At 65.0% G+C, this 24827-nt stretch carries 26 protein-coding genes; 14 read left to right on the plus strand and 12 right to left on the minus strand.

Features of this window, described 5'->3' with window-relative positions; all coding sequences use genetic code 11:
* Window positions 1–62: 62 nt before the first annotated feature.
* Window positions 63–914 (plus strand): MBL fold metallo-hydrolase, encoded by an 852-nt coding sequence (locus AWB65_RS03240; RefSeq protein WP_235007487.1) that lies wholly within the window; start codon window positions 63–65, stop codon window positions 912–914.
* Window positions 915–944: 30 nt separating this feature from the next.
* The gene (locus tag AWB65_RS03245; RefSeq protein WP_087665774.1) at window positions 945–1253 is read left to right on the plus strand and encodes an EthD family reductase; all 309 of its coding nucleotides are present in this window, start codon (window positions 945–947) and stop codon (window positions 1251–1253) included.
* A gap of 9 nt (window positions 1254–1262) precedes the next feature.
* On the opposite strand, the gene AWB65_RS03250 is transcribed toward AWB65_RS03245, so the two are convergent.
* From AWB65_RS03250 to AWB65_RS03260, 3 genes are read right to left on the minus strand one after another with little or no spacing between them, the layout of a single operon-like run.
* The gene (locus AWB65_RS03250) at window positions 1263–2012 is read right to left on the minus strand and encodes a Pr6Pr family membrane protein (protein WP_087665775.1); all 750 of its coding nucleotides are present in this window, start codon (window positions 2010–2012) and stop codon (window positions 1263–1265) included.
* Window positions 2013–2046: 34 nt separating this feature from the next.
* Window positions 2047–3123 (minus strand): aldose epimerase family protein, encoded by a 1077-nt coding sequence (locus AWB65_RS03255; protein ID WP_087665776.1) that lies wholly within the window; start codon window positions 3121–3123, stop codon window positions 2047–2049.
* A gap of 8 nt (window positions 3124–3131) precedes the next feature.
* Window positions 3132–3767: a TetR/AcrR family transcriptional regulator gene (locus AWB65_RS03260; RefSeq protein WP_087665777.1), complete on the minus strand. Its 636-nt coding sequence runs from the start codon at window positions 3765–3767 to the stop codon at window positions 3132–3134.
* Between the two features lie 181 nt (window positions 3768–3948).
* Here AWB65_RS03260 and AWB65_RS03265 point away from each other — a divergent pair, with 181 nt between their 5' ends.
* Window positions 3949–4230: a hypothetical protein gene (locus AWB65_RS03265; protein WP_087665778.1), complete on the plus strand. Its 282-nt coding sequence runs from the start codon at window positions 3949–3951 to the stop codon at window positions 4228–4230.
* Window positions 4231–4368: 138 nt separating this feature from the next.
* Complete coding sequence (gene tehA, locus AWB65_RS03270; RefSeq protein ID WP_087665779.1) at window positions 4369–5349, plus strand: dicarboxylate transporter/tellurite-resistance protein TehA; 981 nt, start codon at window positions 4369–4371, stop codon at window positions 5347–5349.
* A gap of 10 nt (window positions 5350–5359) precedes the next feature.
* On the opposite strand, the gene AWB65_RS03275 is transcribed toward tehA, so the two are convergent.
* From AWB65_RS03275 to AWB65_RS03285, 3 genes are all read right to left on the minus strand, one after another.
* The gene (locus AWB65_RS03275) at window positions 5360–6118 is read right to left on the minus strand and encodes a DUF4410 domain-containing protein (RefSeq protein ID WP_087665780.1); all 759 of its coding nucleotides are present in this window, start codon (window positions 6116–6118) and stop codon (window positions 5360–5362) included.
* Between the two features lie 184 nt (window positions 6119–6302).
* Complete coding sequence (locus tag AWB65_RS03280; RefSeq protein ID WP_087665781.1) at window positions 6303–7841, minus strand: hypothetical protein; 1539 nt, start codon at window positions 7839–7841, stop codon at window positions 6303–6305.
* 146 nt (window positions 7842–7987) lie between these two features.
* Window positions 7988–8341, minus strand: a complete 354-nt coding sequence (locus AWB65_RS03285; protein ID WP_087665782.1) for a DUF1428 domain-containing protein — start codon at window positions 8339–8341, stop codon at window positions 7988–7990.
* Window positions 8342–8485: 144 nt separating this feature from the next.
* Here AWB65_RS03285 and AWB65_RS03290 point away from each other — a divergent pair, with 144 nt between their 5' ends.
* Window positions 8486–10510 (plus strand): VTT domain-containing protein, encoded by a 2025-nt coding sequence (locus AWB65_RS03290; RefSeq protein WP_087665783.1) that lies wholly within the window; start codon window positions 8486–8488, stop codon window positions 10508–10510.
* A gap of 149 nt (window positions 10511–10659) precedes the next feature.
* Entirely contained in the window at window positions 10660–11628 is a 969-nt protein-coding gene (locus tag AWB65_RS03295; RefSeq protein WP_159907514.1) for a VTT domain-containing protein, read from the plus strand.
* Between the two features lie 38 nt (window positions 11629–11666).
* Here AWB65_RS03295 and AWB65_RS36245 read toward each other — a convergent pair whose 3' ends face one another.
* From AWB65_RS36245 to AWB65_RS03305, 3 genes are all read right to left on the minus strand, one after another.
* Window positions 11667–11843 carry a hypothetical protein gene (locus AWB65_RS36245; RefSeq protein ID WP_159907517.1) on the minus strand — a complete coding sequence of 59 codons (177 nt, stop codon included), beginning with the start codon at window positions 11841–11843 and terminating at the stop codon, window positions 11667–11669.
* The gene (locus tag AWB65_RS03300; RefSeq protein WP_087665785.1) at window positions 11840–12673 is read right to left on the minus strand and encodes a class I SAM-dependent methyltransferase; all 834 of its coding nucleotides are present in this window, start codon (window positions 12671–12673) and stop codon (window positions 11840–11842) included. The genes AWB65_RS36245 and AWB65_RS03300 overlap by 4 nt, the downstream gene beginning before the upstream one ends.
* A 131-nt stretch (window positions 12674–12804) precedes the next feature.
* Window positions 12805–13239, minus strand: coding sequence for a GFA family protein (locus AWB65_RS03305; RefSeq protein ID WP_087665786.1), 435 nt, complete (start codon window positions 13237–13239; stop codon window positions 12805–12807).
* Between the two features lie 165 nt (window positions 13240–13404).
* Here AWB65_RS03305 and AWB65_RS03310 point away from each other — a divergent pair, with 165 nt between their 5' ends.
* From AWB65_RS03310 to AWB65_RS03335, 6 genes are all read left to right on the plus strand, one after another.
* Entirely contained in the window at window positions 13405–14466 is a 1062-nt protein-coding gene (locus tag AWB65_RS03310) for an AraC family transcriptional regulator (RefSeq protein WP_087665787.1), read from the plus strand.
* 338 nt (window positions 14467–14804) lie between these two features.
* A complete protein-coding gene (locus AWB65_RS03315) occupies window positions 14805–15746 on the plus strand; it encodes a hypothetical protein (RefSeq protein ID WP_235007488.1) in 942 nt (313 codons plus the stop codon).
* Between the two features lie 179 nt (window positions 15747–15925).
* Window positions 15926–16312: a DUF427 domain-containing protein gene (locus AWB65_RS03320; RefSeq protein ID WP_087665788.1), complete on the plus strand. Its 387-nt coding sequence runs from the start codon at window positions 15926–15928 to the stop codon at window positions 16310–16312.
* Between the two features lie 72 nt (window positions 16313–16384).
* Window positions 16385–18751, plus strand: a complete 2367-nt coding sequence (locus AWB65_RS03325) for a DNA polymerase II (RefSeq protein ID WP_087665789.1) — start codon at window positions 16385–16387, stop codon at window positions 18749–18751.
* Between the two features lie 32 nt (window positions 18752–18783).
* Window positions 18784–19482, plus strand: coding sequence for a glutathione S-transferase family protein (locus AWB65_RS03330; RefSeq protein ID WP_087666024.1), 699 nt, complete (start codon window positions 18784–18786; stop codon window positions 19480–19482).
* 122 nt (window positions 19483–19604) lie between these two features.
* A complete protein-coding gene (locus AWB65_RS03335; RefSeq protein ID WP_087665790.1) occupies window positions 19605–20912 on the plus strand; it encodes a DUF2325 domain-containing protein in 1308 nt (435 codons plus the stop codon).
* An 8-nt stretch (window positions 20913–20920) separates the two neighbouring features.
* On the opposite strand, the gene AWB65_RS03340 is transcribed toward AWB65_RS03335, so the two are convergent.
* Window positions 20921–21304, minus strand: a complete 384-nt coding sequence (locus AWB65_RS03340) for a winged helix-turn-helix domain-containing protein (RefSeq protein ID WP_200821654.1) — start codon at window positions 21302–21304, stop codon at window positions 20921–20923.
* 176 nt (window positions 21305–21480) lie between these two features.
* On the opposite strand from AWB65_RS03340, the gene AWB65_RS03345 reads away from it, so the two are divergent.
* Window positions 21481–22656 (plus strand): porin, encoded by a 1176-nt coding sequence (locus AWB65_RS03345; protein ID WP_087665791.1) that lies wholly within the window; start codon window positions 21481–21483, stop codon window positions 22654–22656.
* A gap of 107 nt (window positions 22657–22763) precedes the next feature.
* Here the strand turns inward: AWB65_RS03345 and AWB65_RS03350 are convergent, their stop codons facing one another.
* Together AWB65_RS03350 and AWB65_RS03355 are read right to left on the minus strand one after the other, a co-directional pair.
* A complete protein-coding gene (locus tag AWB65_RS03350) occupies window positions 22764–23321 on the minus strand; it encodes a nitrogen fixation protein NifQ (RefSeq protein WP_087665792.1) in 558 nt (185 codons plus the stop codon).
* Complete coding sequence (locus AWB65_RS03355) at window positions 23318–23803, minus strand: molybdopterin-dependent oxidoreductase (RefSeq protein WP_087665793.1); 486 nt, start codon at window positions 23801–23803, stop codon at window positions 23318–23320. Before AWB65_RS03355 ends, AWB65_RS03350 begins: the two co-directional genes overlap by 4 nt.
* A 153-nt stretch (window positions 23804–23956) precedes the next feature.
* Here AWB65_RS03355 and AWB65_RS03360 point away from each other — a divergent pair, with 153 nt between their 5' ends.
* Window positions 23957–24826, plus strand: coding sequence for an NHL repeat-containing protein (locus AWB65_RS03360; RefSeq protein WP_087665794.1), 870 nt, complete (start codon window positions 23957–23959; stop codon window positions 24824–24826).
* The last annotated feature ends 1 nt before the right edge of the window (window position 24827 follow it).

The following is a 24827-nucleotide window of genomic DNA, read 5'->3' on the forward strand; positions in this document are numbered from 1 at the left end:
GGTTTTTCAGCGCGTTAGTGTTGCTCGCGTGCGCGGCGTTTGCCCATGCCGCAGCGGGCGACATGCCCGCGCCCGTCGCCATCGCGGAGGGTGTCTACGTGATGCTCGGCGATGGCGACGCGGTGGCGCCGGCCAATCGCGGGATCGTCGCGAACAATGGGTTCATAGTCGGAAAGAGCGGCGTGACGGTGGTCGATACCGGTTCGTCATACCGATACGGCCGCGCGATGATCGAAGCGATCCGCAAGGTCACGCCGTTGCCGGTGGAACTCGTCATCATCACGCATCAGGCGCCGGAATTCGTGTTCGGCGCTTCGGCGTTTCGCGATAAGGGCGTGCCGGTTCTCGCGCAACGCCGTGCCGCCGAGCTGATTCGCGAACGATGCGCGATCTGTCTGAAGAACCTGCAGCGCACGCTCGGCGACGAAGAGATGAGCGGCTCGCGCGTGACCGTGCCGGACCGTACCGTCGAAGGCACGACGCAGATCGACAGCGGCGGCCGCGACCTGCAACTGCTGCACTTCGGCCCGGCGAGCACGCCGGGCGATCTTGCCGTTCTCGACACGGCGACGGGCGTCCTTTTCGCAGGCGGGCTGGTCAGCAATGGACGGATTCCCGAGCTTCGCAACGAGCAGATTCCCGGCTGGCTCGCCGCGCTCGACAAGCTGCGTGCGATGGACCCGCGCGTGGTCGTGCCAGGCTTCGGGCTGCTCGTGAAGGGCGACGGCATCATGCAGACCGGCGCGTATTTACGTGAACTCGATGCCGCCGTGCGCCGCGCGTATGCGAGCGGCACGGGTCTGACGGACGCGATGCGCACGGTGCAAGTCCCCGCCTTCAGCCACTACAAGCTCTATACGATCGCGCAGCCGCAGAACGTGCAGCGGCTGTACTTGCAGTTCGAAAAGCAATAACCCAACCGCACCACTAAAAGGAGACAACCTATGGCCAAGCTCGTCGCGCTTTACAAGCATCCGTCGGACCCGTCCGCGTTCGATGCGCATTACGCCTCGACTCACGCGCCGCTCGCGAAAACCTTGCCGGGACTCAAGAGCTACGAGATCAGCAAGGGGCCGGTGGCCGTGGGGCAGGGCGAGTCGCCGTATTACCTCGTCGCGGTGCTGGAGTTCGAATCGCTCGATGCGATCAAGACGGCCCTGGGTTCGCCCGAAGGCGCGGCGACGGCAGGCGATCTGGCGAATTTCGCGCAGGCGGGCGTCGAGTTGCTGATGTTCGATTCGAAGGACGCTTGAGCTTCAGCGCTACGGCCCGCCGCGCAAGTCGTCGGCGGGCTGTTCGCTTTGCTCTTCCTCATCCGGCACGGCGAGGTCCGGCCTGCGATGATTGATCGCGATGAAGACGCCCATCAGCGTGAGGAACGCGATCACGAGCAGCGTCGCGTTGAGCAGCACATGCGGATAGCCGAGTTCGCTTACATTGATGAACGGATACGGATAGAAATCCGACACGCTGCCGCGCCACAGCGTCACGCTCAGATAACCGAGGGGAAAGACGAGCCATAGCAGGCAATGACGCAGGCTCAAATGAAAGCGCGGCACGTAAAGCACCCAGTAAAGCGCCGCCATCACCGGCACGAAGGTATGCAGACACTCGTTGACGAGCGCGCGATAACCAGAAGGCGTCCACAGATAGCGCAGCAGCACGTTGTATGCGATACCGACGAATACCATGTACACCACGACTGCCGTCACGACGGTCGGCTGCCGGAAGAAGCGCGCGACAGGCGCCCGAGCACGCGCCGCCACACAAGTGAAGCAGATGGCGCTCGCGAACACGGTCAGGTTCGTCAGATAGCTGCTCATGCGCTCGACACCGTAGAACACGCTATAGCCGCGCGAGGTCCAGCGGTCGATCGTGATGTCAGTCTGGGCGGCTATGGCGATCCAGGCGATGAGCGCGATCGCCGCCGCCATCGAAAGCGATGCGACGCTCGGCGCGTGCAACGGAAGCTCCGGCTCGTGGCCGCCGGCGGGAAGGGATGAACGGTTCATCCCTTCGATTTTATAGGCGGCGCGGATTCCGCGTTCATCGCACGCTCAGCTTGTAAGTCGTTTTCTGGCGATACCGTTCGCCGGGGCGCAGCACGACATCGGCGGCATCGTCCATGTTGATCTGGTTCGGGAACGCGCCCGTTTCGAGGCACAGCGCCGCGTGCTTGCAATACCGCGCGCCATTGCGGCCGATCACGCCTTCCAGAAAGTTGCCGGTATAGAACTGCATGCCGTGCGCGTTCGTCGCGACGGTCAGTTCGCGGCCGCTCGCGGGATCGTAGAGGACGGCGGCCGTGGCGAGCGCCTGGCCGTCACCGCGCAGCACGTAGCAGTGATCGAAGCCGCCCGCGCGCGCGAGCTGCTCGTCCGGCCAGTCGAGCCGCGCACCGATCGGTGCGCCCGCGCGCAAGTCGAACGCGTTGCCTGCGACACCGGCGCGGGCGATTGGGATCATCGAATCATCGACCGCGAAGTACGCGTCCGCATTGATTGCGATCACATGGTCGCGAATGTCGGGCGCGTCGCCTGAAAGATTGAAGTACGCGTGATTCGTCAGGCTCACGGGCGTCGGGGCATCGGCGAGAGCGTCGTAATCGAGCGTGAGCGTGCCTTCGTCGTCGAGCGAGAAGCGCACGGTCGCCGTGAGCGCGCCGGGAAAGCCGCCTTCGCCTGCGGGCGATTCGTGCGTCATCACGAGCGCGCCGTCCACTTCGCGCGCTTGCCACAACGCGCGATGAAATCCCGCCGCGCCGCCATGCAGATGATTCGGGCCGTCGTTGCGATCGAGTGAATACGTCACGCCATCGAGCGTGAACCGCGCGTCGGCGATGCGGTTCGCCCAGCGCCCGATCGTACCGCCCATGAACGCGCGCGCCGCGAGATAGTCGGCGGGCGTATCGTGGCCGAGCAGCACGTCGGCGATGCGGCCCGCGCGATCGGGCGCGTGCCACGAGACGAGCGTCGCGCCGAGATCGCTGATCGCGACGCGCATGCCGTGCGCGTTGCGCAGTGTGAAGAGCCGCACGGCATCGCCGCCGGGCAGCAGGCCCCAGTGCTCGACGCCGATGCGTGCGTGAGGGGTGCGGTTGCCTTCGGTATCGGGGAGAGTCATGTTTGGCGTCAGGGCGTCGTATCGATAAAAGGCAGTGATGCAACGAACATGTCGATCGCGCTGAACAGCACCGCGCGCGGCACACAATCGTGCGCCTGCATCGACAGGCCGCTCAGCATCGTCATGCACAGCGCCGTCAGCACGCTGATATCGGCCGATGATGGCAACTCGCCTTCTTCCGCCGCTTTCGAGAGCCGCTTCCTGACGAGCGTCGCGATCGCCTGGCGGCGCTTCTTCAACATCACATGCAGTTCCTCGTGCTCGGCGCCGATGTTGAGCGCGCCGAGTATCAGCATGCAGCCCCGCGGCTTGCCCGAGCACGTGAACAACTCCACGTTTCGCCGCAGCATCGTCTTGATGGCCTCGCGTCCGCACACTGGTTCCTGCAACGCGTCCTGCGCGGTCGCGCCCTCGGACTTGCCGTAAAGCGCGAGCGCTTCACGAAAGAGACTTTCCTTGCTGCCGAACGCGGCATAGATGCTCGGCGAGTTGATGCCCATTGCATCGACGAGATCGTTCATCGAGCAATGGTCGTAGCCCTTCGCCCAGAACAATTCCATCGCGCGCCGCAACGCGGCTTCGCGGTCGAACGCGCGCGGCCGGCCGCGCGGCCGACGGACGGTTTCTTCATCGACGGATGACATGCATCGGCTCCTGTTTCATGAACGCCATGTGTGGCGTTTCCCGTATTTATGTATCGATCATAACAAAAATACTGGACAGCGACCAGCCGTATCGCCTAATATCTGTGCCAGTCGTTACATATATCGGAAGCGCGGCTGATGCGGCTTTCGGTCCACGAGCAAATTTGAAGGAGTTTTCGTCATGAAAGCACTGATCCACGCAGCCGTTGCCGCTTCGCTTCTCGCCGGTTCCGCGATGTCGTTCGCGCAGTCGCCGTCGGTTTCCAATGACACGGCCAAGACGTTTGACGTGTTTGTCGACCAGCCCACGGGCTACACGTTCGTCAAGATGCCCACGGGGTGGAAGTTCGTCGGCGCGGTGAGCAAGCAGGAAGCGCAACATTTACCGGCTGCCGTGTTGACGTCGGTTTCGGCCGCGCGCGCTTCGCAGCAGGCCAGCACGAACGCCACCGTCAGCCAGTAAAACGCCGATTTGAGCCGATCGAGCATGTTCGTGAGACTGGCCGGCATTCACGCAGCGATGGGCTGCATCTAAAGTATCTCCATCGACGGGTCGCTTGTAACAGCCGGCTCGCCCGCAGTCCTCAACGGAGATACGAAGATGAACATCGATCGCGGACCGATGCCGGTCGCTTTCTTTGGTATTGCGGTGGGATCGCTCGCGCTGGCGAATGCATGGCGCGTGGCGGCGAGAATCTGGCACGTGAGCGCCGCTGCCGCCGACCTGATCACGCTTGCCGCGCTCGCCATCTGGCTTGTCATCCTGCTCGGCTACGCGCACAAGTGGCTCGTGCATCGTGAAGAGGCGCGCATCGAAATGCAGCATCCGGTGCAATCGTCGTTCGCGGCGCTGGGGCCGGTGTCCAGCCTTCTCGCGGCGCAAGCGCTGCTCCCGTATTCGCAGGCTGTCGCACTCGTGCTGTTCGCCGTGTCGGCGTTCAGTGCGCTCGCGCTCGGCGTGTTCCTGCATGGGCGCTTCTGGCAGGGCGGACGCAAGCCCGAACTCGTCACCGCCGCCATCTATCTCCCTTCCGTCGGCACGAGTTTCGTAGCGGGGACGACCGCCGCCGCCTTCGGCTGGACGCAGCTTGGCGCGCTTTTTTTCGGCGCGGGCCTGCTGTCGTGGATCGCGCTCGAATCGATGATCATGCAGCGCGCGACCGTCCATGAGCCGCTGCCCGATGCGCTGCGTCCGACGCTCGGTATCCAGCTTGCTCCGCCGGTCGTCGGCGGCGTGACGTACTTGAGTCTGACGAGCGGCACACCCGATCTCTTCGCGATGATCCTGCTCGGCTATGGGCTCTATCAGGCGCTCGTGCTTCTGCGCCTGCTGCCGTGGATTCGCAAGCAGGCGTTCGCGCCGTCGTACTGGGCCTTCAGCTTCGGCGTCGCCGCGCTGCCAACGATGGTGATGCGCATGGTCGAGCGTGGCAGTACCGGACCGGTCGAATGGCTCGCGCCGGGGCTTTTCGTGGCGTCGAATGTGATCATCGGCTTGCTCGTGTTGAAGACGATCGCGCTCATGCTGCGTGGCGAACTGCTGCCGGCGAAAGCCGTCGCGATGAACGCGCGCGCCGGCTGATCGGATTCCCTTAGCCCTTCACCCGGCTCTCCGGCATCCAGCCTTCCGCGACACCCACTTCCGCGATCTGCTTGGCGATCGAATCGCCGAGCCGCTTCGCATCCGCCGATACCCCCGCGCGCTTCGTTTCCGTCACGCCGTGCAGCCCGCCGCCCACTGCCGCTGATGCCGCCACGTGACCAGCCGCCGCGCCGATTCCCGCCGTTTCCGCGACGCCCGGCATCTTGCCGCTGTCGGCGTTGGCGTCGAAGCTCTGCACGAGCTGCGCCGCGCCGCCCGCCGGCTTGTAAAGCACCTGCACCGACGTACCGACGTCGCTTTTGCCCGCACCGAGGCCGATCAGCGTGCGGCGGCGGCGATTGCCGGCATCGATCGTATCGAAGTGGCCGGTCACCATCAGCACGTTTTCGTCGGCCGGTGCGGGCGCGTTTGCACGGGTGGCGCGCAGGCCCATCGACTGCAATTTCGCGACGATCTCGTTCGCGACTTCCTCGCGTACTTCCGTGGCATCGGCGGATTGCTCTTCAGCTGCCGACGTGCCTTCGATGCGCGCCTTCATCTTCTGCATCCTGCCGCTGTCGAGCTTGACCTGATCGGCGGAGCTGTCGAACGCGTAGACGTAGATGGTGTCGGGACGCGCGACCTGCGTCGCAGGATATTGCGCAGTGGTTGCGCCGACATCCGCGCTGGCGCATCCCGTGAGGAACATCGAACCGAGAGCCGCCACTGCCACCACGCGCCGCACGCTGAATTTAAACGAAGCAAACATGTTCACCCTTTATCGGCACATCGGTGCCTGAAGCCTGATTAAACGTATCGTCTGATGATCTCGACATCGCGATACACCTGGGCTGGGGCGCGTTCTGCTTGGCGTTTCGTTCGTGCTCCAGCGACAGAGGCAAGTATGGGCAAAGGGCGCTTCGAACTCCATTCAGCAATTATTTCGCCGTATGTCACGCGGCGGCCGGGGCCGCAGCCGGCGCTGTGGCGGCCGCCGGTACCTCGGCATTCGGGTCCTTAAGCGGCCCGATTTTCGACAGCATCTTCGCGTACTCCTCGCCGGCGATCTGGCGGAACTTCGTCTGCACGAGTTCGAGCGGGATGTCCTTGTCGCCGTCGGCCATCAGGCGGGCGCGCGCGGCCTGCGTCGCCACGTCGAACGCCTGGCCGCCGTCCGCGCGCCGCACGAGCTCGACGATAGGGCCGGCATCGGCGAGTCCGAGCGGGATCAGTTCGCGTGCGCGGTCGCCGAGATGCCGGCGCACGATCGCCTGCCCGCCGAGCCGGATCACGAAGCGAAACGGCAGGCCCGTGCGGATCGCGAGCAGCACCGGGTCCGATGCCGCGATCTGTTCTACCGAATACACGCCCTCGGACAGAAAGAGGCCGACGACGGGCGTCGTCACGCCGGTGAGCATGAGCAACTGGTCACCCTGTTCCTCGGGATTGGCCTGCGCGACCGCCGGCGGATAGGCGAGGCGGCGGATCTGCTTGAGCAGGACATCGACGGGCAGCATCGCGACGGCGAACGCGAACACCGGCTTCATCCCTTCGCTGCCGGGTGCCTGCGCGAAGAGCGTGGCGATCGGCAGGGCGAGGAACGCGCGCAGCGCATACCAGTACACGTCCGACACGTTGAGCGACCGGCGCCGGATGCTGATCACGGCATCGCTGACGGCGAACATGTAGGCGCCCGCGATCGCGCTGATCACGAGTTGCGGCCCCGCGCCGAAGAAGACCTGCGTACACTCTGCCGCGCCGCTGCCGCATGCGCGCAGCGGCGCGAGCACGGCGCTTTCCGCATACGTGATGACGACGAGCAGCAGGAACGGCGGCAGGAACGAGCTGAGTCCGAACTGCTCGTGATAGATGGTCTCGAACACCTTGCCGCTCACGCCCGCGTGGCGCGTTTCGAGATCCTTCCACGTCTGTTCGGCGCCGAGCGCCTGTTCGCTGACTGGCCGGCCGCCTCCCGGGCTTTCATCGATCGCGGCGAGCAGGCGCGCCGACCAGAAGCGCCGCAGATACGCGAAGAGCGCGCCGTCCTGCAGGCTGTTGCGGAATTCGTCGAGACGCGCGAACCAGCCGCGCGTCAGGAAACCGATGAACGGCGCGGCGACGAGCGTCGTGGCGATCGCCCCGAGCACGACCGCGACGACGAAGTCATCGGGCGACACGAGCGAGCGCGTCGTGACACCCGGCAACGGCGCGCGGCCGACGAATTCCCACAGCCACACGCGCATGTGAGCGAGCATGCTGCACGGCGTCGCGGCGTTGCAGGAGCCGGGCGGCATCAGGAGCCAGAGGAAGACGCCGCCCGCCACGTTGACGAGCAGCACGAACGCCCACAGGAGCCACGAGCGGCCCGTCGGACCGCTGCGCATGACGGGCGTGCGCTCCGCCTTCCTGAGTTGCGCGGATCGCTGATCCGAGCGTCCGTCGGCAAAGCCGCCCGATGTCGACACCCGTTGCATGACATTGTCCGAAGGCATGGTTTCCTCCCGCCACCGAGGTTGCTGCCTTGCCCGGTGCAAGACAGGTGGCGGTGTTATCCCACGACGACGGCGCGCGCACATCCCCGCTCAAGGATGCCTGCCTATTCACGCTGACAATTGCAGGGAGCGGATTGTGCAGCGCATCAGGCCTCGACGACCACCTCGAAGCCGCCGAAGATCACGCGTTTGCCGTCGAACGGCATCGGGTTGGTTTCGGGGTTCAGGCGTGGATCGGCCATCACGGCTTTCATGCCTTCGTCGCGTACCGCACGCGACGGCCACACAATCCACGAGAACACGACTTGCTCGTCGGCTTCGCGCTTGACCGCCATCGGAAAGGACGTGAGCTTGCCTTCGGGGACATCGTCACCCCAGCATTCGACCACCTGCAACGCACCGAACTCCTTGAAGACGACCGCTGCGGCCTGCGCATGCTTGATAAACGCCTCGCGCTTCGCGACCGGTACCGCCACGACGAATCCATCGACGTAATTCATGAACCACCTCCTGTGTGCTGGACGGGCGCGCAATATGCGCCTCCCATCATGACGACGATCGGCGCGCCGGTAAATCGACATGGCCGCGTTGAAAGAAGCCCATGCACAACCGGGCTAGAATCCGACAAGAACGAGGAGCTGCCGATGGAGCATGCCTACTTCAAATTGCTGCACTTGCTCGCGGGCCATCCCGTGTGGGCGCTCGTGGTCGTCGCGCTCGCTGCGCTGCTCGAATCGGTGGCGTTCATCGGGACTTTCATTCCGGGCAGCACGGCGATGTTCGTCGCGGGCGCGCTGATCGGCACCGGGACGCTCAATCTCGGCTGGGTATTCGTCTGCGCGATACTGGGCGCCGTCGCGGGCGATGCCGCGAGCTACTGGATCGGCGCGCGCTACAAGGACCGGATTCGCCAGGTCTGGCCGTTCCGCACGCATCCGGGCATGTTGGTCGCGGGTGAGAAATACTTCGCGAAGCACGGCGCGAAAAGCGTCGTCTCCGCGCGCTTCGCGCCGCCGCTCCGGGCGATCGTGCCGGTCGTCGCGGGCATGCTCGGCATGACGCCCGGCCGCTTTCTCGTGATCAACATCCTCTCCGCGCTCGTCTGGGCGCCCGTGCATATCCTGCCGGGCGTCGTGTTCGGCGCATCGATCGAACTGGCGGGGGCCGTGTCGTTCCGTCTCGTCGTGATCGCGGCAATCGTCGCGGTGGCCGCCTGGCTGATCTACAACGTGGTGCGCATCGCGGTGTCGCACGCGCGCTCGTGGACCAGCAGTTCGCGCGAGCGGCTGCTGGAGTGGGGCGAGCGGCATCCGGGCCGCGCGGGGCGCATCGTCCTGCGCACGCTGAATCCGGACAGCCCGGCGGCGGGGCTCATCATTACGATTTCGGTGTTTTTGCTGGTATCGGCGGCGGTGTTCTTCTCGACGCTCGAGGACATCGCCCACGGCGATCCGCTCGTGCAGGTCGATATGTCGGCGTACCGCTTTTTGCAATCGTTCCGCTCGACCTGGGCCGACGACGCGCTCTCCGTCCTCTCGACGCTCGGCAGCCTGCCGACGCTCACCGCGCTCGTCGTGCTCGTGATCGCGTGGATGGCGATCGAGCGGCGCTGGCGCACGATTGCCTGGTGGCTCGGCGCGGTCGCGTTCTCGCAACTGCTGATCCTCGCGATCCAGCTCGCGACGCGGCATCTGCCGCTCGGCGCGCTGGCATCGAGTGCGCGCGCCTTTCCGAGCAACCACGTCGCCGCGACGGTGATCATCTACGGCTTCCTCGCGTTTCTCGTGGAGCGGCGGGTCGGCTCGGTGTCGCGCGTGCTGGTCGCGGTGGCGACGGTCGCGGTCGTTACGGCGGTCACGCTCTCCGGCCTCTATTTCGATCGCTTCACCCTCTCCGATGCCCTTGGCGGCGCGGCGCTCGCGGCGATCTGGGTGTTCCTCGTCGCGCTGATGGCCGTCTGGCGGCATCCCGAGAAGCCGCGCGCGCGGCCGCTGATGCCGGTCGCGGTGCTGGCGGTGATCGGCGTTTCGGTCGCGGCGCAGGTCGCGACCGGGCGCGAATTGCCGTCGGCGGAGGTCGCGCAACGGCCCGAAGTGGTCGTCGTGACGCCCGCGCAGTGGACCGACACCATCTGGCGCACGTTTTCGTGCTACCGCGCGAACATGGAAGGCGACCGGCGCGAGCCGATCACCGTGCAATGGACGGCGACCGCCGAGCAGGTGAAGGCGCAACTCGAAAGCCGCGGATGGAGCGTCGGCACGCGGCTGACGGCGAAGAGCGTGCTGTCGCTGGTCGAGCCAAACGTCACCGCGACCGCGCTGCCCGTGTTGCCGCGGCTGAACAACGGCGAGCCGTCGCAACTGGAATTCGTACGATCGCACAAGGGCGCTGACGAGCGTGATGTCCTGCGCTTCTGGCCGACGCACTACGCGGTCGAGCAGCAGAACGGCGCGCCGCCGACGCCGATCTGGCTCGGCTCGCTCGTGCACGAGCGACTGCGGCGGCCGTCGTGGCCGTTCAACGTGCTGCGCCCGACGCGGGTAGTTGAACCGATGATCGCGGAATATGGCGCGGGGTCTCCCTGGCACGATCTCGAAGTAGCGCGCAGCGCGGGTTGCGAGGGCGTGCGGGTGACGCTGATCGCGTCGCGGGCGGAAGCAGCGAGGTGAGCGTGCTGCGCGTGCTGCGGTGCAATGGAGAAACAGCGGGCGCGAGCCTTGCGCTATTCAGGTGCAGACGCTCCGGCCAACCTCCGGGCGCATTCCCACCCCGCGTGCAACAATGAAAACGCGCATCCGACCAACGAGGAGTGCGGCAAGTGATACACGTTTCACCAGCGGCGATCACGGCGTGGGGCGGCGAGGCCGTCTTCGCGAACGTCCTTCTGACGCGGCTCGGCGTGCCGGTCCCGGCCGTGCCGGTGCTCGTGCTGGCGGGCTCGGCGATCGCGCACGGCACGCTCTCGTTCACGCACGTCCTCATCGCGGCGGTGCTCGCGGCCATGATCGGCGACGGCGTGTGGTTCACGGCGGGCCGCGTGTACGGGCGTCCGCTGATCAACCGCCTCGCGCGTTTCTCGCTATCCATCGATACCAGCGTCCAGACGACGCGCGCCCTCTTCGAGCGCTTCGGCGCGCCGATCATGGCGATCTGCAAGTTCGTGCCGGGTCTGGCGCTGATCACGCCGCCGCTGATGGGCACGACGCGCATCCCGACGAAGGTCTTCGTAACCTGGGACTCGATCGGAGTGGTGGCGTGGGCGTCGTTCTGGCTCCTCGGCGGCGCGCTCTTCAGCCGTCAATTGGCGCAGCTCGTGCAGACTGTCGAGGCCCACGGCGCGACCGTCTTCGACGTGCTGGCGGCGCTCGCGCTGCTGTACCTCGCGTATCGATATGTGCGGCGCTGGCGCTTGCGAAAATGGCTGGATGACCGCTGCGTGTCGGTAGATCAACTCGACCGGATGATGCACGCGAAGTCGCCGCCCGTCGTGCTGGATGCGCGGCTCGCGACCGAGGTCGGGCAGGAGCCGTATCGAATCCCGGGTGCGTCGATGTTCGATCCGCACGCGCCCGATGTCGGCACGATCGAACGCGTGGTCGTCGTGTATTGCGCGTGTCCGAACGACGCGGCAGCGAAGATGGTGTGCGCACGGCTCCATCGCGAGGGGTTTCTGCACTCGCATGCGCTCAAAGGCGGGCTCGATGCGTGGATTGCGCGGGGTTATCCGGTCGAGCCCGTGCCGATGCGTGGCGGCGGTGCACTGGAACCATCGCTCGCGCGGCAATGACCGGCTTCGCCCCTTGCTAGAAGGACGAAGCCGGCAAGTCAGGCCGAAAGCCCGAATGCCATCAACACGAACCGCAGCCCGAGCAGGCAGGCGGACGAGCAGAGCGGCAAGCCGATGGTCACAGCGGCACAGCGCAGGCCGACGAGGCGGATCGCAGACCACAGCCAGACCACTGCAAGAAGCGACCCGGCCACCGATTGCCTGATCGTATTCATTTTCGTTCCACCACGACTTCGAGATACTCGCTCGGCAACACGAGCGTCCCGTCGCCGGAACGGTTCCGGCTGTCCATCAGCGCCGTCAGATCCTGGGCGAACGCCGCCTGCCGTTCGCCTTCGAGCGCTGCGAACGCCTTGTTCATTGGCCCGTAGTACGCGCGGAACACTTCGATGAAGTGCGCCGGCGACCGGTAGCGGAACATGAACTCGCGGCTCGTCGCGCGGATATCACGGGCGCTGTCACCGAAGAGTTCCGCGAGCCGTTCCTTCGTGCCCCATAGCGCCGGCGATTTCACGCCCGTCGGCGGCGCAATGTACTTGCCGATCGTCTTGAACACCTGTCCGATGAAGCTGTCGGGCGTCCAGTTGGCAAGTCCGATTTTTCCGCCCGGCCTGCACACGCGCGCCAGTTCACGCGCCGCCTGCTCCTGGTTCGGCGTGAACATGACGCCGAAGGTGGACAGCACGGCGTCGAACGAGGCATCGGGAAAGGGCAGCGCTTCAGCATCGGCTTCCTGGAACTGCACGGGCAGTCCTTCGGCCTCGGCCCGCGCGCGGCCCGCATCGAGCAGCGACGAGACGTAGTCGGTCGAGGTCACCTCGCAATAGCGGCGCGCGGCGGCGAGCGTCGCGTTGCCGTTGCCCGCGGCGACGTCGAGCACGCGGCTGCCCGAGCGCAGGTCGAGCGCTTCGCAGAGGTCCTCGCCGACGATCTGCAGCGTGGTGCCGACGACGGCATAGTTGCCGGTCGACCACGCGACTTGCTGACGGGCCTTGACGGCGGCGAGATCGGCGGCGGGCGAGAAGGAAGATTGGACTGCGGACATGTTTGCTCCTGAGAGAGGCGAAATGGCGGCGATGCGAGCGCGCATCGGGATGCCGCCTGTTATGGTGTCGCCGCGGACTTCGCTTGCCTTTTATGCCCGCGCGGCGGGCGGGCCGGATCACATCAGACCGACTACTCGGCGACCCTGTATCCCGAGCCGCCCATTTCCTTCGGCAGGTCCTTCATTTTCGGCAGGCCGTCACGCATCGGCAGCGTCGTTTCCGAATAGTGGACGTGCACGCATGCTTCATACGGGAAGTCTTCGATGACGGCCGCGTAGACATCGGTGAGGCCGAGCCCGGGATGCTCGGTGAAGAGATGCCCGCCGCAGTTCCTGCACCACTTGCGATAGCTGTGCGGCGTCTTGTTGTAAGTGCCGACATGATCCGCGCCGCGCGTGATCGTCACCGCCTCGGGCTTCCACAACGTAAAGGCGTTGACCGGTCCCGCCGACCAGCTCCGGCACGACTCGCAATGGCAATAGCCCATGCCGGCGGGCGTGCCCGTGACCGTGAACTGCACTTCGCCGCAGAAGCATTGGCCCCGATAACCGTTCTCTGAATTCATGGTGTGCCTCCTCGATGGTTCGCATGGGTCGTTCGCGAGTCCAGCGTATTTGCCTGCGTTGTTGAGGATTCGCGTGAGTGCTAGTATCAGCGCGGCGGTTGTATCGATGAATGACCAGGCGTCCAGATCTCTTGCCACGGACGCCGGAACTGGCGAGCCTTCGTCATGGATGCCTTATCCGACGTTCTTCGCGTCGTGCGCCTCGGCGGCGCGGTCTATCTCAACGGCGACTTCACTGCGCCCTGGTGCCTCTTCGGCCAGGCGGACGCGGCGCTGTGCGCGGCGTTCCTGCCGCGCGCGGAACGGGTCGTCTCCTATCATCTGATCACCGAAGGAAGCTGCTGGGCGAGCCTCGCGGACGATTCGGCCTCGGCGATTCGCGTCGATGCCGGCGAGCTTTTGGTCGTGCCGCAAGGCGAGGCGCATCTGATGGGCAGCGCGCTCGATCTCGCGCCCGCGCCGACGGGCCATCTGCTGTCGAGCCAGCTCGAATCGGCGCCGGGGCAGGTGATGAAGCTGACGTATGGCGGCGGCGGGGCGCGCACGCGGCTCGTCTGCGGCTTTCTCGCCTGCGACGATACGCTCAGCAATCCGGTGCTTTCCGCGCTGCCGCGCCTCTTCAAGATCGACATGCGCAACGATCCGCGCTCGGCGTGGCTCGAATCGTCGCTGCAATTCGCGGCGGCGGAGGCGGCGGACTGGCGCGTCGGCAGCGCGATCGTGCTCGCGCGGCTGTCGGAGCTGCTGTTCGTGGAGGCGGTGCGGCGGTGCATCGATGCGCTGCCCGCCGATCGCAAAGGCTGGCTCGCGGGCGTCGGCGATCGTTTCGTCGGACGCGCGCTCGCGATGCTGCACGCGCAGCCCGCGCACTGCTGGACCGTCGATGAACTCGCGAAGAAGGCGGGGCTCTCGCGCTCGGCGCTCGCGCAGCGCTTCACGCAACTGCTCGGCCAGCCGCCGATGCAATATCTCGCGCGCTGGCGGCTCCAGATCGCGGCGCAAGAACTGCTCGGCGGGCGCAAGTCGCTCGCGGCGGTGGCGGAGCAGGTGGGTTACGAGTCGGAGGCGGCGTTCAATCGCGCGTTCAAGCGAGAGTTCGGCATGCCGCCTGCGGGGTGGCGCAAGAGTCATGGGGCGGCGGATCATGCCGATGCGGGTTCCGAGGTGACTCCAGAGGTAGCGATCGTGCCGGCCGCGGAGTCGGCTGCGGGAGAGACGCGCGTCTAGTGGTGCGCCTCGTGACGCGGCGCAGCGGATCACTGCGATGCGCTTTCCAATGTGCCCCGGGCAGGGGTATCCGTGCCAGTCTCGTGTCGCCGCGCTGCGAATTGCGCTGATGCGCCCTCAACGGTGGCGCTGGTGCCGCTAGCGGCGTCCTTGGTGTTACGGGCAGCGCCTAAGCCGACGTGCGCTCCAAGGCGCCCCAACAGCCTCCGCAGGCGAGCCGCCAGCCTCGTGACATCGCATGAAATAAGTTAGCTAGAGACCCGCCGGGCGCGTTCTTCTATAGTCCATTCCGTCGCCACGCAACGAAGCGAAGTGGCCCGAACCGCGAAGGACATACCGTGAAGCTCTCCTCGTCTGTCATCCCGAACGTCGTTTCCTCCGTCACGCTGCGGCGCTTCGTTCTCGCCGCCACGGCCGCCGTGGTCGCGCTGGCGAGTGCGCCGGCATCGGCGGGATGGGCGCAGCACGGCACGATGTCCACCTCGCGCGGCGTCTACAACGGCGCACACTACGGCGCGTGCGGCGGCGGCAGCTGCTCGCATGCGGGCGGCGTCGAGGGTCCGTGGGGCGGCGTCGCGACCAACACCGGCACCGTGACGCGCAATGCGCCCGGCCAGTTCTCTAACTCGGGCACCGCGACCGGCCGCTACGGCAACTCGGTGCAGCACAACGGCGACACGAGCTGCGCGGGCGGCACCTGTTCGCACAACGGCAACCTGACTGGCCCCGACGGCAAGACCGCCACGACCGACGGCTCCGTCACGCGCAACGCACCCGGCCAGTATTCATCGTCGGGGACGATCTACGGCGCGAACGGCAATACCGTCAGCCATTCGGCATCGACGAATTGTGCGGGCGCTTCATGCTCGCGCTCGGGTTCGGCGACCGGCAACGATGGCGGCACCGTCTACCACTCCGGCACCGCGACGCAAGTCGCGCCGGGCGTCGTGACGACCTCCGGCAGCGTGACCGGCGTGCACGGCAGCACCGTCACCAGCAGCGGCGTGGTGACGACCTCCAGCGTCACCACCGTGGGTGTAAGCACCGCGCCGGTCGTCGTCGTGCCGCCGCCTGCGGTGTATGTCCCGCCGCCGCCGTCGACGGTCGTGGTCGTTCCGCCGCCTGCGGTGTATGTCCCGCCACCCCCGCCGCCGGCCGTCGTGGTCGTGCCGCCGCCGCCCGCGCCGCATGTGGTCTACGTTGCGCCCGCGCCGCGTCCGGTTGTCTGGGTGCCGGCGCACTGGGTCGGCCGGGTGTACATCCCCGCGCACTGGGCGTGAATTTCACGCGCACCTCCTGGCCGGGCGCCACGTTGCGTACCTTCCAGTCCACTGGGTGTGAAGACGTGCCGCGATTATTCGGTTGATTCGACATCTCTGTTCTCTTCGATCGCGTTTTTCTTCAAGCGTGTATGAAGTAGCATCGGGCGATGCCTCACCACTCTTCAGGAGCCGAACGAATGCAGACGCAAAGCAGGGTCGTAAAGATTCCGGGGCCCGACCACCCGATCGATATCGCTCCGACGCAATCGCGTGTCGTGGTCAAGGCGGGTGGCCGCGTGATCGCCGATACGCGCGACGCCCTCACATTGCGCGAAGCAGCGTATCCCGCGGTGCAATACATTCCGCGCAAGGACATCGACATGTCTGCGTTCGAGCGCACGACTCATCAGACGTATTGCCCGTACAAGGGCGAGGCCGCTTACTACAGCGTCGCGGCGGCAGGCGAGCGGGGCGCCAACGCGGCGTGGTCGTACGAATCGCCGTATGGAGCGGTCGCTGAAATCGTCGGGCATCTGGCTTTCTATCCGGACCGCGTCGATTCGATCGAGGTCATCGAGGGCTGAGTTCTCCAAGCGATGCCCCGCTGCGATCAACCGTAAAATAGCGCGACCGCACAGGCTTTCGAAGGCATCCGCTTGACTCAGGCACAACAGGGTTTCCTACTGACCCGACATTGGCGCGACACCCCCGCTGGCACGGAGGTCGAGTTCTGGCTCGCCACTGACAGCGGTCCGCGCCGCATCCGTCTCGCGCCGCAGCCATCGGTCGCGTTTATTCCGGCTGAACAGCGGACGCGCGCGGAATCGATCATCGGCCAGGCGCGTGGCGTCGAACTGCGGCCGCTGCCGCTTTGCGACTTTCAGCATCGGCCGGTGCTCGGGCTTTATTGCCAGCAGTATCGGCAACTGTCGAACCTCGAAAAGTCGCTGAAGGAAGGCGGCGTGCAGGTATACGAAGCCGACGTCCGGCCGCCCGAGCGCTATCTGATGGAGCGCTTCATCACGGCGCCCGTGCGCTTCAGCGGTACGCCGAACGGCGACGGCCCGCTGCTCGACGCTGAACTGCGGCCCGCGCCGGAGTACCGTCCACGGCTCGCGATCGTGTCACTCGATATCGAAACGAGCGAACACGGCGACCTCTATTCGATCGCGCTCGAAGGATGCGGCGAGCGGCAGGTCTACATGCTGGGCGAGCCGAACGGCGATGACCCCGGCCGCGACTTCGACCTCGACTATCTCGCCACGCCCGCGCAACTTATCGAGCGCCTCAACGACTGGGTGAAACGCCACGATCCCGATGCGATCATCGGCTGGAACCTCGTGCAGTTCGACTTGCGCGTGCTGCAGAAGGAAGCGGACCGTTATGGCGTCGCGCTGCGGCTGGGACGCGACGGCAGCCTTGTCGACTGGCGCGAGCACGGGATGAAGCAGAACCACTTCTTCGTGTCTGTGGCGGGGAGGCTCATCATCGACGGCATCGAGGCGTTGAAGTCAGCGACCTGGAGCTTTCCGTCGTTCAGTCTCGAATATGTGGCGCAGGCGCTGCTCGGCGTGGGCAAGTCGATCGAAAGTCCGTATGCGCGTATGGACGAGATCAACCGGCGCTTCGCCGAAGACAAACCGGCGCTTGCGCGCTACAACCTGAACGACTGCGAACTCGTCACGAAGATCTTCGCGAAGACCGAGTTGCTGACCTTCCTGCTCGAACGCGCGACCGTCACGGGGCTCGCGGCGGATCGCAGCGGCGGGTCGGTCGCTGCGTTCACGCATCTGTACATGCCGCGCATGCATCGCGCGGGGTTCGTCGCGCCGAATCTCGGTGACGTGCAACTCGAATCGAGCCCCGGCGGATTCGTGATGGATTCGAAGCCCGGTCTCTACGATTCGGTGCTCGTGCTCGATTACAAGAGTCTCTACCCTTCGATCATCCGCACGTTCCTGATCGACCCCGTCGGACTGGTCGAAGGCCTGCGCCATCCCGGCGATGACGAGTCCGTGCCGGGCTTTCTCGGCGCACGTTTCTCGCGCACGATTCACAGCCTGCCCGCGATCGTCGGCCAGGTGTGGGAAGGGCGCGAGGCCGCGAAGCGCCAGCACAACAAGCCGCTTTCGCAGGCGCTCAAGATCATCATGAATTCGTTCTACGGCGTGCTGGGATCGAGCGGATGCCGCTTCTTCGATCCGCGTCTCGCGTCGTCGATCACGATGCGCGGCCACGAGATCATGCATCGCACGCGCGAGCTGATCGAAGATGCGGGCTACGAAGTCATCTACGGCGACACCGATTCCACCTTCGTGTGGCTCAAGCACGCGCATACGGAGGAAGATGCGCAGCGCATCGGCGGCGCGCTGGTCGAACGCGTGAACGGATGGTGGCGCGAGCACCTTGGTGAAGCGTTCGGCCTTGAAAGCGCGCTCGAACTCGAAGTCGATACGCACTATCAACGCTTCCTGATGCCGACGATCCGCGGCGCCGAGCAGGGCAGCAAGAAGCGCTACGCCGGGCTGACCGTCGATGCGAACGGCAACGACGAGATGGTCTACAAGGGCCTCGAATCGGTGCGCACCGACTGGACGCCGCTCGCGCAGCAGTTCCAGCAGCAGCTTTATCTTCGCGTCTTCAAAGGGCAGCCGTATCAGGACTTCGTGCGCGATTATGCGGACCGCACGCTCGCCGGCGACTTCGATGAACTGCTCGTATATCGCAAGCAGCTTCGCCGGCGCCTCGACGATTATCAGCGCAACGTGCCGCCGCACGTGCGCGCGGCGCGCCTGGCCGATGAGCACAACCGGCGCCAGAACCGTCCGCTGCAGTATCAGAACGGCGGCTGGATCAGCTACGTGATGACGGTCGCGGGACCCGAGCCGGTGGAAGTGCAACGCGCGGCGATCGACTACGATCATTACCTTACGCGTCAACTCCAGCCGGTGGCCGACGCGATTCTCCCGTTCCTGCGCGACGACTTCACGAGCCTCATGTCGGGACAGAAGGAACTCTTCTAATGGCACGCGCAACTCGCGCGACGGAGCGTCCGATGATCGTACTGTATTCATACCCTGATCTCTTTGGCGTCGAAGACAACAATCCGTATGGCCTGAAGATATTCGCGTTCCTGACGCTCTGCGGTCTGCCATTCGAACACCGCCATATCCTCGATACGAAGCTCGCGCCGCGCGGACAGCTTCCCTATATCGACGACGACGGCGCGATTATCGGCGACAGCGATGCAATCATCGCGCACCTCAAGCGCAAGTACGATCCGCCGATCGATAAAGCGCTCACGTCCGCACAAAAGGACCTCGATCTGCTCGTGCGCCGCACGCTCGACGATCTCTACTGGGTCATGTCGTACTCGCGCTGGCGCGATCCGCGCTACTGGCCGACCTTCCGCGATACGTTGCTCACGACGCATCCCGACATCAGCGCCGACGCACTCGAAGGCGCACGCAAATACAACTTCGAGCGCTATCACTATCAGGGCATCGGCCGCTTCGAACCGGACGACGTGTACGCACGCGGCATCGCCGACTTGCAGGCGGCGGCGAACCTGATCGGCGACGCGGGTTATATGTTCGGCGCGCAACCGTCGGGCATCGATGCGACGCTTTACGGCTTCCTTGCCAACATCTATTTCTACGATATCGATACGCCGCTCAAGCAATTCGTGCTTTCACAGCCGAAGCTCGTCGGGCATGTTCAGGCGATGCGTGCGGCTTTAAAGCAGACGCCCTGAGTCGAACGCACGTTCGGCATTTTCGTGCACCGTTGGCATACGCTATATTCTGTCGTATATTACGCGGGTACATGCGAGGCCTTCATGCGCCTCGCTCATCAACGCCCGGACCCGAGATCATGATGGAAGCGCCGCCGTTTCGCCTCGCACGCTCGCTGAACATCGGTCCCGCCGACTCACGCATCGCGCGCGACGCGTGCTGCCAGCCTGCGCCAACGCCAGCGCGCGCGCTGCATCGACGCGTGCGTCTTGCCGAACTGGATTCGCATCTGCATTGCTCGATCATCGGCACGTGTCTCAGCACGAGCGAGTTGAGAAAGCTCGTACCGAAGTACGCCGACATCGACCGCAGGCAAGCCAGCGATCTTGAGATTCATCACACGGCCGTCGAACTCGCGATGGCCGATGGTCCCGCCAGCAAGGCGCTGCATAAGGCGCTTGACGAGCGCTATGCCGGTGCGATTCGCCGGTTCGAACAGGCGCGCGATCCGGAGGCCGTGCTGGCGCTATGGAACGAAGCGCGCGCGAACGGCGACATCTCGCCGGCCTACTGGGCGCTGATGACGCATTCTCAATCGACGATCGAAGTGCGGCAGGCGGCGTTCGGCGAACTGCACATGCTGTCGCATCTGGTCGGTGCGGCGAATCGCGCGGATATCCGGCGGCTCGTCGCACTCGAAAAAGACAACGCGGTGCTCAAGGACAAAGTCGAGCGCCAGCAAAATCGATTGCAGGAAATGGCCGCGGAACGCGACAACGCATTGCGCGACTTGGTGGCCCAAGCGACGCAGAGTGCTCCGCGCGAGCCGCAGTCCGAACTCGAAGCGCAGGTGCTGAGCCTGAGAGAAAAACTGGAAGATTGCGAGCGGCGCCTGGCGCTGCATACGAGCCGCCGTGAAGCGGCCGAGCAACGGACGATCCAGGAGCAGGAGGCCGCGCGCATGCTGCGCGAACGTCTCGACGAAGCACACGCGCTGCACAGGATCATGCAGGCCGAATCGCAGGCGCTGGAAGGCGCGATGTCGATGCAGCCTGACGAAGCCGACACGCGTCGCAGCGCCTACGCGTGGATCGCGGATAGAAGGATTGTCTATGTCGGCGGAAGGCCGGGATCGAACGCTGCGCTCAAAGCGCTGGTGGCATCGGCGGGCGGGGAGTTGGTCGTTCACGATGGCGGCGTCGAGGACCGCAAGGGTCTGCTCGCCGCGACATTGCCAGGCGCCGATCTCGTCGTGTTCCCGGTCGATTGCATCGATCACGATTCGATGTCGATGCTCAAGCGCGTGTGCGAGCGTCATCAGGTGCGCTACTACCCGCTGCGGACCGCGAGCGTGGCGAGCTTCGTCGAATTGATGACACGTCTCGCACCGGATCGCGAGGCCCGCGCGAGCACGCCGCCAGCGTCAGCCTTCTGCCTCCGACACGGCTAAAAGCGTCGCTATCGGATCAACTTCGTCAACGCGGCGATCTGTGCGGCGCACGCCGCCTGCGCTTCCGATTCGACCTCGCGATAAAGCCGGACGATGTTCTCGCCGACCGGCGTGAGCGCGCAGCCGCCGCCGCTTTGTCCGCCTTGCTCGGAGATGGTCGCGGGAGACTTCAGCGAGCGGTTGAGTTCGTCGATGAGCAACCACGCGCGCCGGTACGACATGCCGAGACTGCGAGCGGCAGCCGAGATCGAGCCGTGTTCCTGCACGGCTTCCAGAAGATCCACCTTGCCTGGCCCGAGCGCGACGGTGTCGCCGCTCTTGATGCGCATTCTGAAACGCACTTCGGCGCGGGCTCGGGAGGCGGCCTGTTTGGTCTTGACGGAAGTGATCATGCCCCAAAGGATACACGATGGCGCTCACGCCTCGATTGCGCGCCGACTGTATCGGCGGCGCCACGCATTGGAAGGATCGAGTTTACCGGTCGATTACAAAACGTTATATTCCCGAAAATATAACGACCACTTGCCCCAAGCCTAACTCCAAGCTTCACACAACGAAGAGAACACCAATGAAGAAACAGGTAATGATGGCCGCTGTGCTCGGCAGCGTCGGCGTGAGCGCGCATGCGCAAAGCAGCGTGACGCTGTACGGCATCATCGACGCGGGCCTCACCTACGTGACGAACGCCGCGACACCGACGGGACACGACCATCTGTTCAAATACGGCGACGGCGTCGCGCAAGGCAGCCGCTGGGGCCTGCGTGGCACGGAAGACCTGGGTGGCGGACTGAAGGCGCTCTTTGTGCTCGAAAACGGCTTCAGCTCCGGCGACGGCACGTTGCAGCAAGGCGGCGCGCTGTTCGGACGCCAGGCGTACGTCGGCGTTGCGAAGAACGACGTGGGCTCGATCACACTCGGCCGCCAGTACTCGTTCTCGACCGACTTCCTCGGCGGCAACTACACGATGGGCAGCCAGACGCCGGCCGGCAACTACGCGTACCACATCAACGACCTCGACCAACTGACGGCGAGCCGCATCAACAACTCGATCAAGTTCAGCAGCGCCAACTTCGCGGGCCTGACCTTTGGCGGCATGTACGGCTTCTCGAATCAGGCGGGCTCGTTCGCCGGATCGCCGACAACGACCGTTGCCGGCACGACCACACAAGGCTCGTCGAGCGCGTACAGCTTCGGGCTGAACTACGCGGCCGGAGCGTTCGGCATCGGCGGTGCGTACACGAACATCCGCTTCCCGAACGGCGCGACGCCGCCGTTCAGCGTGAGCATCGCGAACGTGAACACGGGCGGCCTGCGCGATCTCGAAACGTACGGCGTCGGCGCACGCTACTCGATCGGCGCGGGCGTGGTCTGGGGCAACTGGACGCACACCAGGTTCGAGCCGATCACCGCCGCGACGTCGACGCTGAACAACTACGAAATCGGCGGTAAATACTCGTTCACGCCTGCGTTGAGCGCGGGTCTCGGCTACACGTTCTCGAAGCTCGACGACAACTTCTCAGGCAAGTGGCATCAGATCAACAGCGTGGTGGACTACGCGCTGTCCAAGCGCACCGATGTCTACGCGCTCGCGATCTATCAGAAAGCTTCGGGTAGCAACACGGTCGCCGGCCGCGAGGTTCCGGTGCAAGCGGAAATCGGGTCGAGTTCGAGCTTCATCGGCAACTCGGGTGCGGGTGCGAACAACCAGTTCGCGGCGCGCGTCGGATTGCGCCACAAGTTCTGAGCGGCAGCTTCCGAACGCCGGCGTCCGAATGACTAACTGATCTCCTTGGCAACGACGTCCGATTGCCATTTTTAGCGCTGCGGCAGCCATGTCCGCAGCGCTTTTTTTTAAGGCCGCGTGCTATCGGATGGATAGCAATGCGCGAAGTCCTCGCAACCGGGGCAGCCGGGCGCGTGCGTGACGGGCCGTCCATGTGCGAGCGCGACCTCCTGTGCCAGGAATTTCTTCCAGCGCAAATTCTTCACGTTGCGCACGATCAAGTCGGGATAGTGGCGTTGCAGGATAGCCGTCACGTCGTCGCGGCCGCTCAGTCCAAGGTCGCGCCACAGATGATCGGGACGCAGGCACGCGGTCGCGATGATCGTCGCGAGGCAGTGTGCATCGGCGGCGTGTTTTATGGCGGTGACGTCGTATTTCAACAGCAGCGCGCGCAGCTCGCTCACGAACGGCCAATGCGGCGACCACAGCATGGCACTCGGGGTATCGACTCTCGTTTGCCCGTGCGGGAAATGTCGCGAGATCAGGGCGTCGACTTTGGCGCGGTTCAGGCCGAGCAACAAAAGCTCGCCCGCGTCGAGCCGCGCACCGATCAGTCGCGCGAACGCGATGGTATCGGCGGCTGGGGGACAGTTCGCGCCTTCTAACAGTGCGCTCGCGGTGCTCATGGCACCACCGACGCTCCGAGCACGATCGCGTTGACGCCTGCGAGACGCTTGATATGCCGCGGCGCCCGCACGCTATCGGCGCCTGACACGAGCACGGGGAGGTCTTGCGCGTCGATCGGCTGGTCCGCGCAGGAATACGCGATCAGCACGCGATCGCCGATCGGCGAGTTGAACAGCTCGTGCCAGGAGAAAGTGACGGCATAGCCGTCGTGGCCGTACGCGAGGAACACGGTGCGCTTGAAGTCCGCGTTTCCCGGACGACGCACGCCCGCCGCATCGAGCAGCACTCGCAGCTGCACGCCGCGATAACTGCCGACCGTGCGAATGAAGCGGCCGCTCGTGAAGCAGACCAGATCGAACGGTTCGAGCGATACGCTTTCGTACTCGCGCAAGGCGGCGATATCGAAGGAAAGCGGCCGTTCGACGGTCCCGCCGATCGTCAGAACCGGTTCTGCGGAAATAATCGAGACTGAATCGTTCATGGGCAAACTCGCTGGCAACGCCGATCAGGTGAATACGGATTTCGCGATATATGCGAGGATATTACGGACAATACGTCGATACCATGATTTTGCGGGCATGTCCTTCATGTCGCGCCCCGCATAAAGCGGAACAACGAAAAATGGAGACGTGCGATGAAAGGATCGATGCTCGCGTGCGTGGTGTCGCTTTGGCTCGCCGGGTGCGGCGCGCTGGAGCCGCACGGCGCGGCGCAATCGATCACGCTCGATGGCTCGCCCAACGGCTTGGCGGTGCGGTCGGCCGACGGCGCGATTTTCGTCACCGACGACGTGGCCAACGCGATCGTCGTGTCGCGTGATGCGGCACGATTTGCGCCTTATGTCACGATTCCCGATGGTGGTGCGGCGCGCAATAGTTTGAGCCAGATCGCGACTGGGGCGGACGGCAATCTGTTTGTGATGCGCTTCGGCTTCGGGACAGCGAGTGCGATTTTCCGCGTCGATGCGTCTGGCGGCGTTTCGCTTGCCAGTGGAATTCATCCTGAGCGCAGGCGTTTAGGCCTCGTCGTGCTGAATGATGGCAAGGAATTGCTATCGAGCTGGTTCGTAAAGCAGGGCGAAGGCGGTGTGAGTCTCGTCACAGGCGATACCGAGCGCGACCTGGTCACTGGCCTCGGCAAGCCCGTCGGCATAGCGGTATCGGATGACACGCTCTACATCACAGATCAGACGAATAACCGTATCGTGAAAGTCGATTTGCAAGCTGCCCTTAGCGCTTCCGCGCCGGTTGCGGCGACCGACGTCTTCGCAACCGTGCCGGCACCGGACCTCCTGGCCGCATCGCCCGATGGCGCGCTCTACACGAAATGCGGCGAACACGGCCTGTGCCGCATCTCGAAGACAGGCGAAAACAAGACGCTCGCCACGGATTTCGACGAACCGCGCGGCGTCGCCATCGATGCCGCGCGCAAGCGCCTTTTAGCCGTCGATCGCGCGCGAGGCGCGGGCCGGCCGAGCCGTCTGCGGATCATTCCGCTCGACTAAA

Origin of the sequence: Caballeronia humi, assembly GCF_001544475.1 — a bacterium.
Classification (GTDB): Bacteria; Pseudomonadota; Gammaproteobacteria; order Burkholderiales; family Burkholderiaceae; genus Caballeronia; species Caballeronia humi.

Excerpts from the sequence above, each read along its gene's own strand:
- AWB65_RS03240 (WP_235007487.1), top strand. The coding sequence starts at position 63 with ATGCCCGCGCCCGTCGCCATCGCGGAGGGTGTCTACGTGATGCTCGGC.
- AWB65_RS03245 (WP_087665774.1), top strand. The coding sequence starts at position 945 with ATGGCCAAGCTCGTCGCGCTTTACAAGCATCCGTCGGACCCGTCCGCG.
- AWB65_RS03250 (WP_087665775.1), bottom strand. The coding sequence starts at position 2,012 with ATGAACCGTTCATCCCTTCCCGCCGGCGGCCACGAGCCGGAGCTTCCG.
- AWB65_RS03255 (WP_087665776.1), bottom strand. The coding sequence starts at position 3,123 with ATGACTCTCCCCGATACCGAAGGCAACCGCACCCCTCACGCACGCATC.
- AWB65_RS03260 (WP_087665777.1), bottom strand. The coding sequence starts at position 3,767 with ATGTCATCCGTCGATGAAGAAACCGTCCGTCGGCCGCGCGGCCGGCCG.
- AWB65_RS03265 (WP_087665778.1), top strand. The coding sequence starts at position 3,949 with ATGAAAGCACTGATCCACGCAGCCGTTGCCGCTTCGCTTCTCGCCGGT.
- tehA (WP_087665779.1), top strand. The coding sequence starts at position 4,369 with ATGAACATCGATCGCGGACCGATGCCGGTCGCTTTCTTTGGTATTGCG.
- AWB65_RS03275 (WP_087665780.1), bottom strand. The coding sequence starts at position 6,118 with ATGTTTGCTTCGTTTAAATTCAGCGTGCGGCGCGTGGTGGCAGTGGCG.
- AWB65_RS03280 (WP_087665781.1), bottom strand. The coding sequence starts at position 7,841 with ATGCCTTCGGACAATGTCATGCAACGGGTGTCGACATCGGGCGGCTTT.
- AWB65_RS03285 (WP_087665782.1), bottom strand. The coding sequence starts at position 8,341 with ATGAATTACGTCGATGGATTCGTCGTGGCGGTACCGGTCGCGAAGCGC.
- AWB65_RS03290 (WP_087665783.1), top strand. The coding sequence starts at position 8,486 with ATGGAGCATGCCTACTTCAAATTGCTGCACTTGCTCGCGGGCCATCCC.
- AWB65_RS36245 (WP_159907517.1), bottom strand. The coding sequence starts at position 11,843 with ATGAATACGATCAGGCAATCGGTGGCCGGGTCGCTTCTTGCAGTGGTC.
- AWB65_RS03300 (WP_087665785.1), bottom strand. The coding sequence starts at position 12,673 with ATGTCCGCAGTCCAATCTTCCTTCTCGCCCGCCGCCGATCTCGCCGCC.
- AWB65_RS03305 (WP_087665786.1), bottom strand. The coding sequence starts at position 13,239 with ATGAATTCAGAGAACGGTTATCGGGGCCAATGCTTCTGCGGCGAAGTG.
- AWB65_RS03310 (WP_087665787.1), top strand. The coding sequence starts at position 13,405 with ATGGATGCCTTATCCGACGTTCTTCGCGTCGTGCGCCTCGGCGGCGCG.
- AWB65_RS03320 (WP_087665788.1), top strand. The coding sequence starts at position 15,926 with ATGCAGACGCAAAGCAGGGTCGTAAAGATTCCGGGGCCCGACCACCCG.
- AWB65_RS03330 (WP_087666024.1), top strand. The coding sequence starts at position 18,784 with ATGATCGTACTGTATTCATACCCTGATCTCTTTGGCGTCGAAGACAAC.
- AWB65_RS03335 (WP_087665790.1), top strand. The coding sequence starts at position 19,605 with ATGGAAGCGCCGCCGTTTCGCCTCGCACGCTCGCTGAACATCGGTCCC.
- AWB65_RS03340 (WP_200821654.1), bottom strand. The coding sequence starts at position 21,304 with ATGATCACTTCCGTCAAGACCAAACAGGCCGCCTCCCGAGCCCGCGCC.
- AWB65_RS03345 (WP_087665791.1), top strand. The coding sequence starts at position 21,481 with ATGAAGAAACAGGTAATGATGGCCGCTGTGCTCGGCAGCGTCGGCGTG.
- AWB65_RS03350 (WP_087665792.1), bottom strand. The coding sequence starts at position 23,321 with ATGAGCACCGCGAGCGCACTGTTAGAAGGCGCGAACTGTCCCCCAGCC.
- AWB65_RS03355 (WP_087665793.1), bottom strand. The coding sequence starts at position 23,803 with ATGAACGATTCAGTCTCGATTATTTCCGCAGAACCGGTTCTGACGATC.
- AWB65_RS03360 (WP_087665794.1), top strand. The coding sequence starts at position 23,957 with ATGAAAGGATCGATGCTCGCGTGCGTGGTGTCGCTTTGGCTCGCCGGG.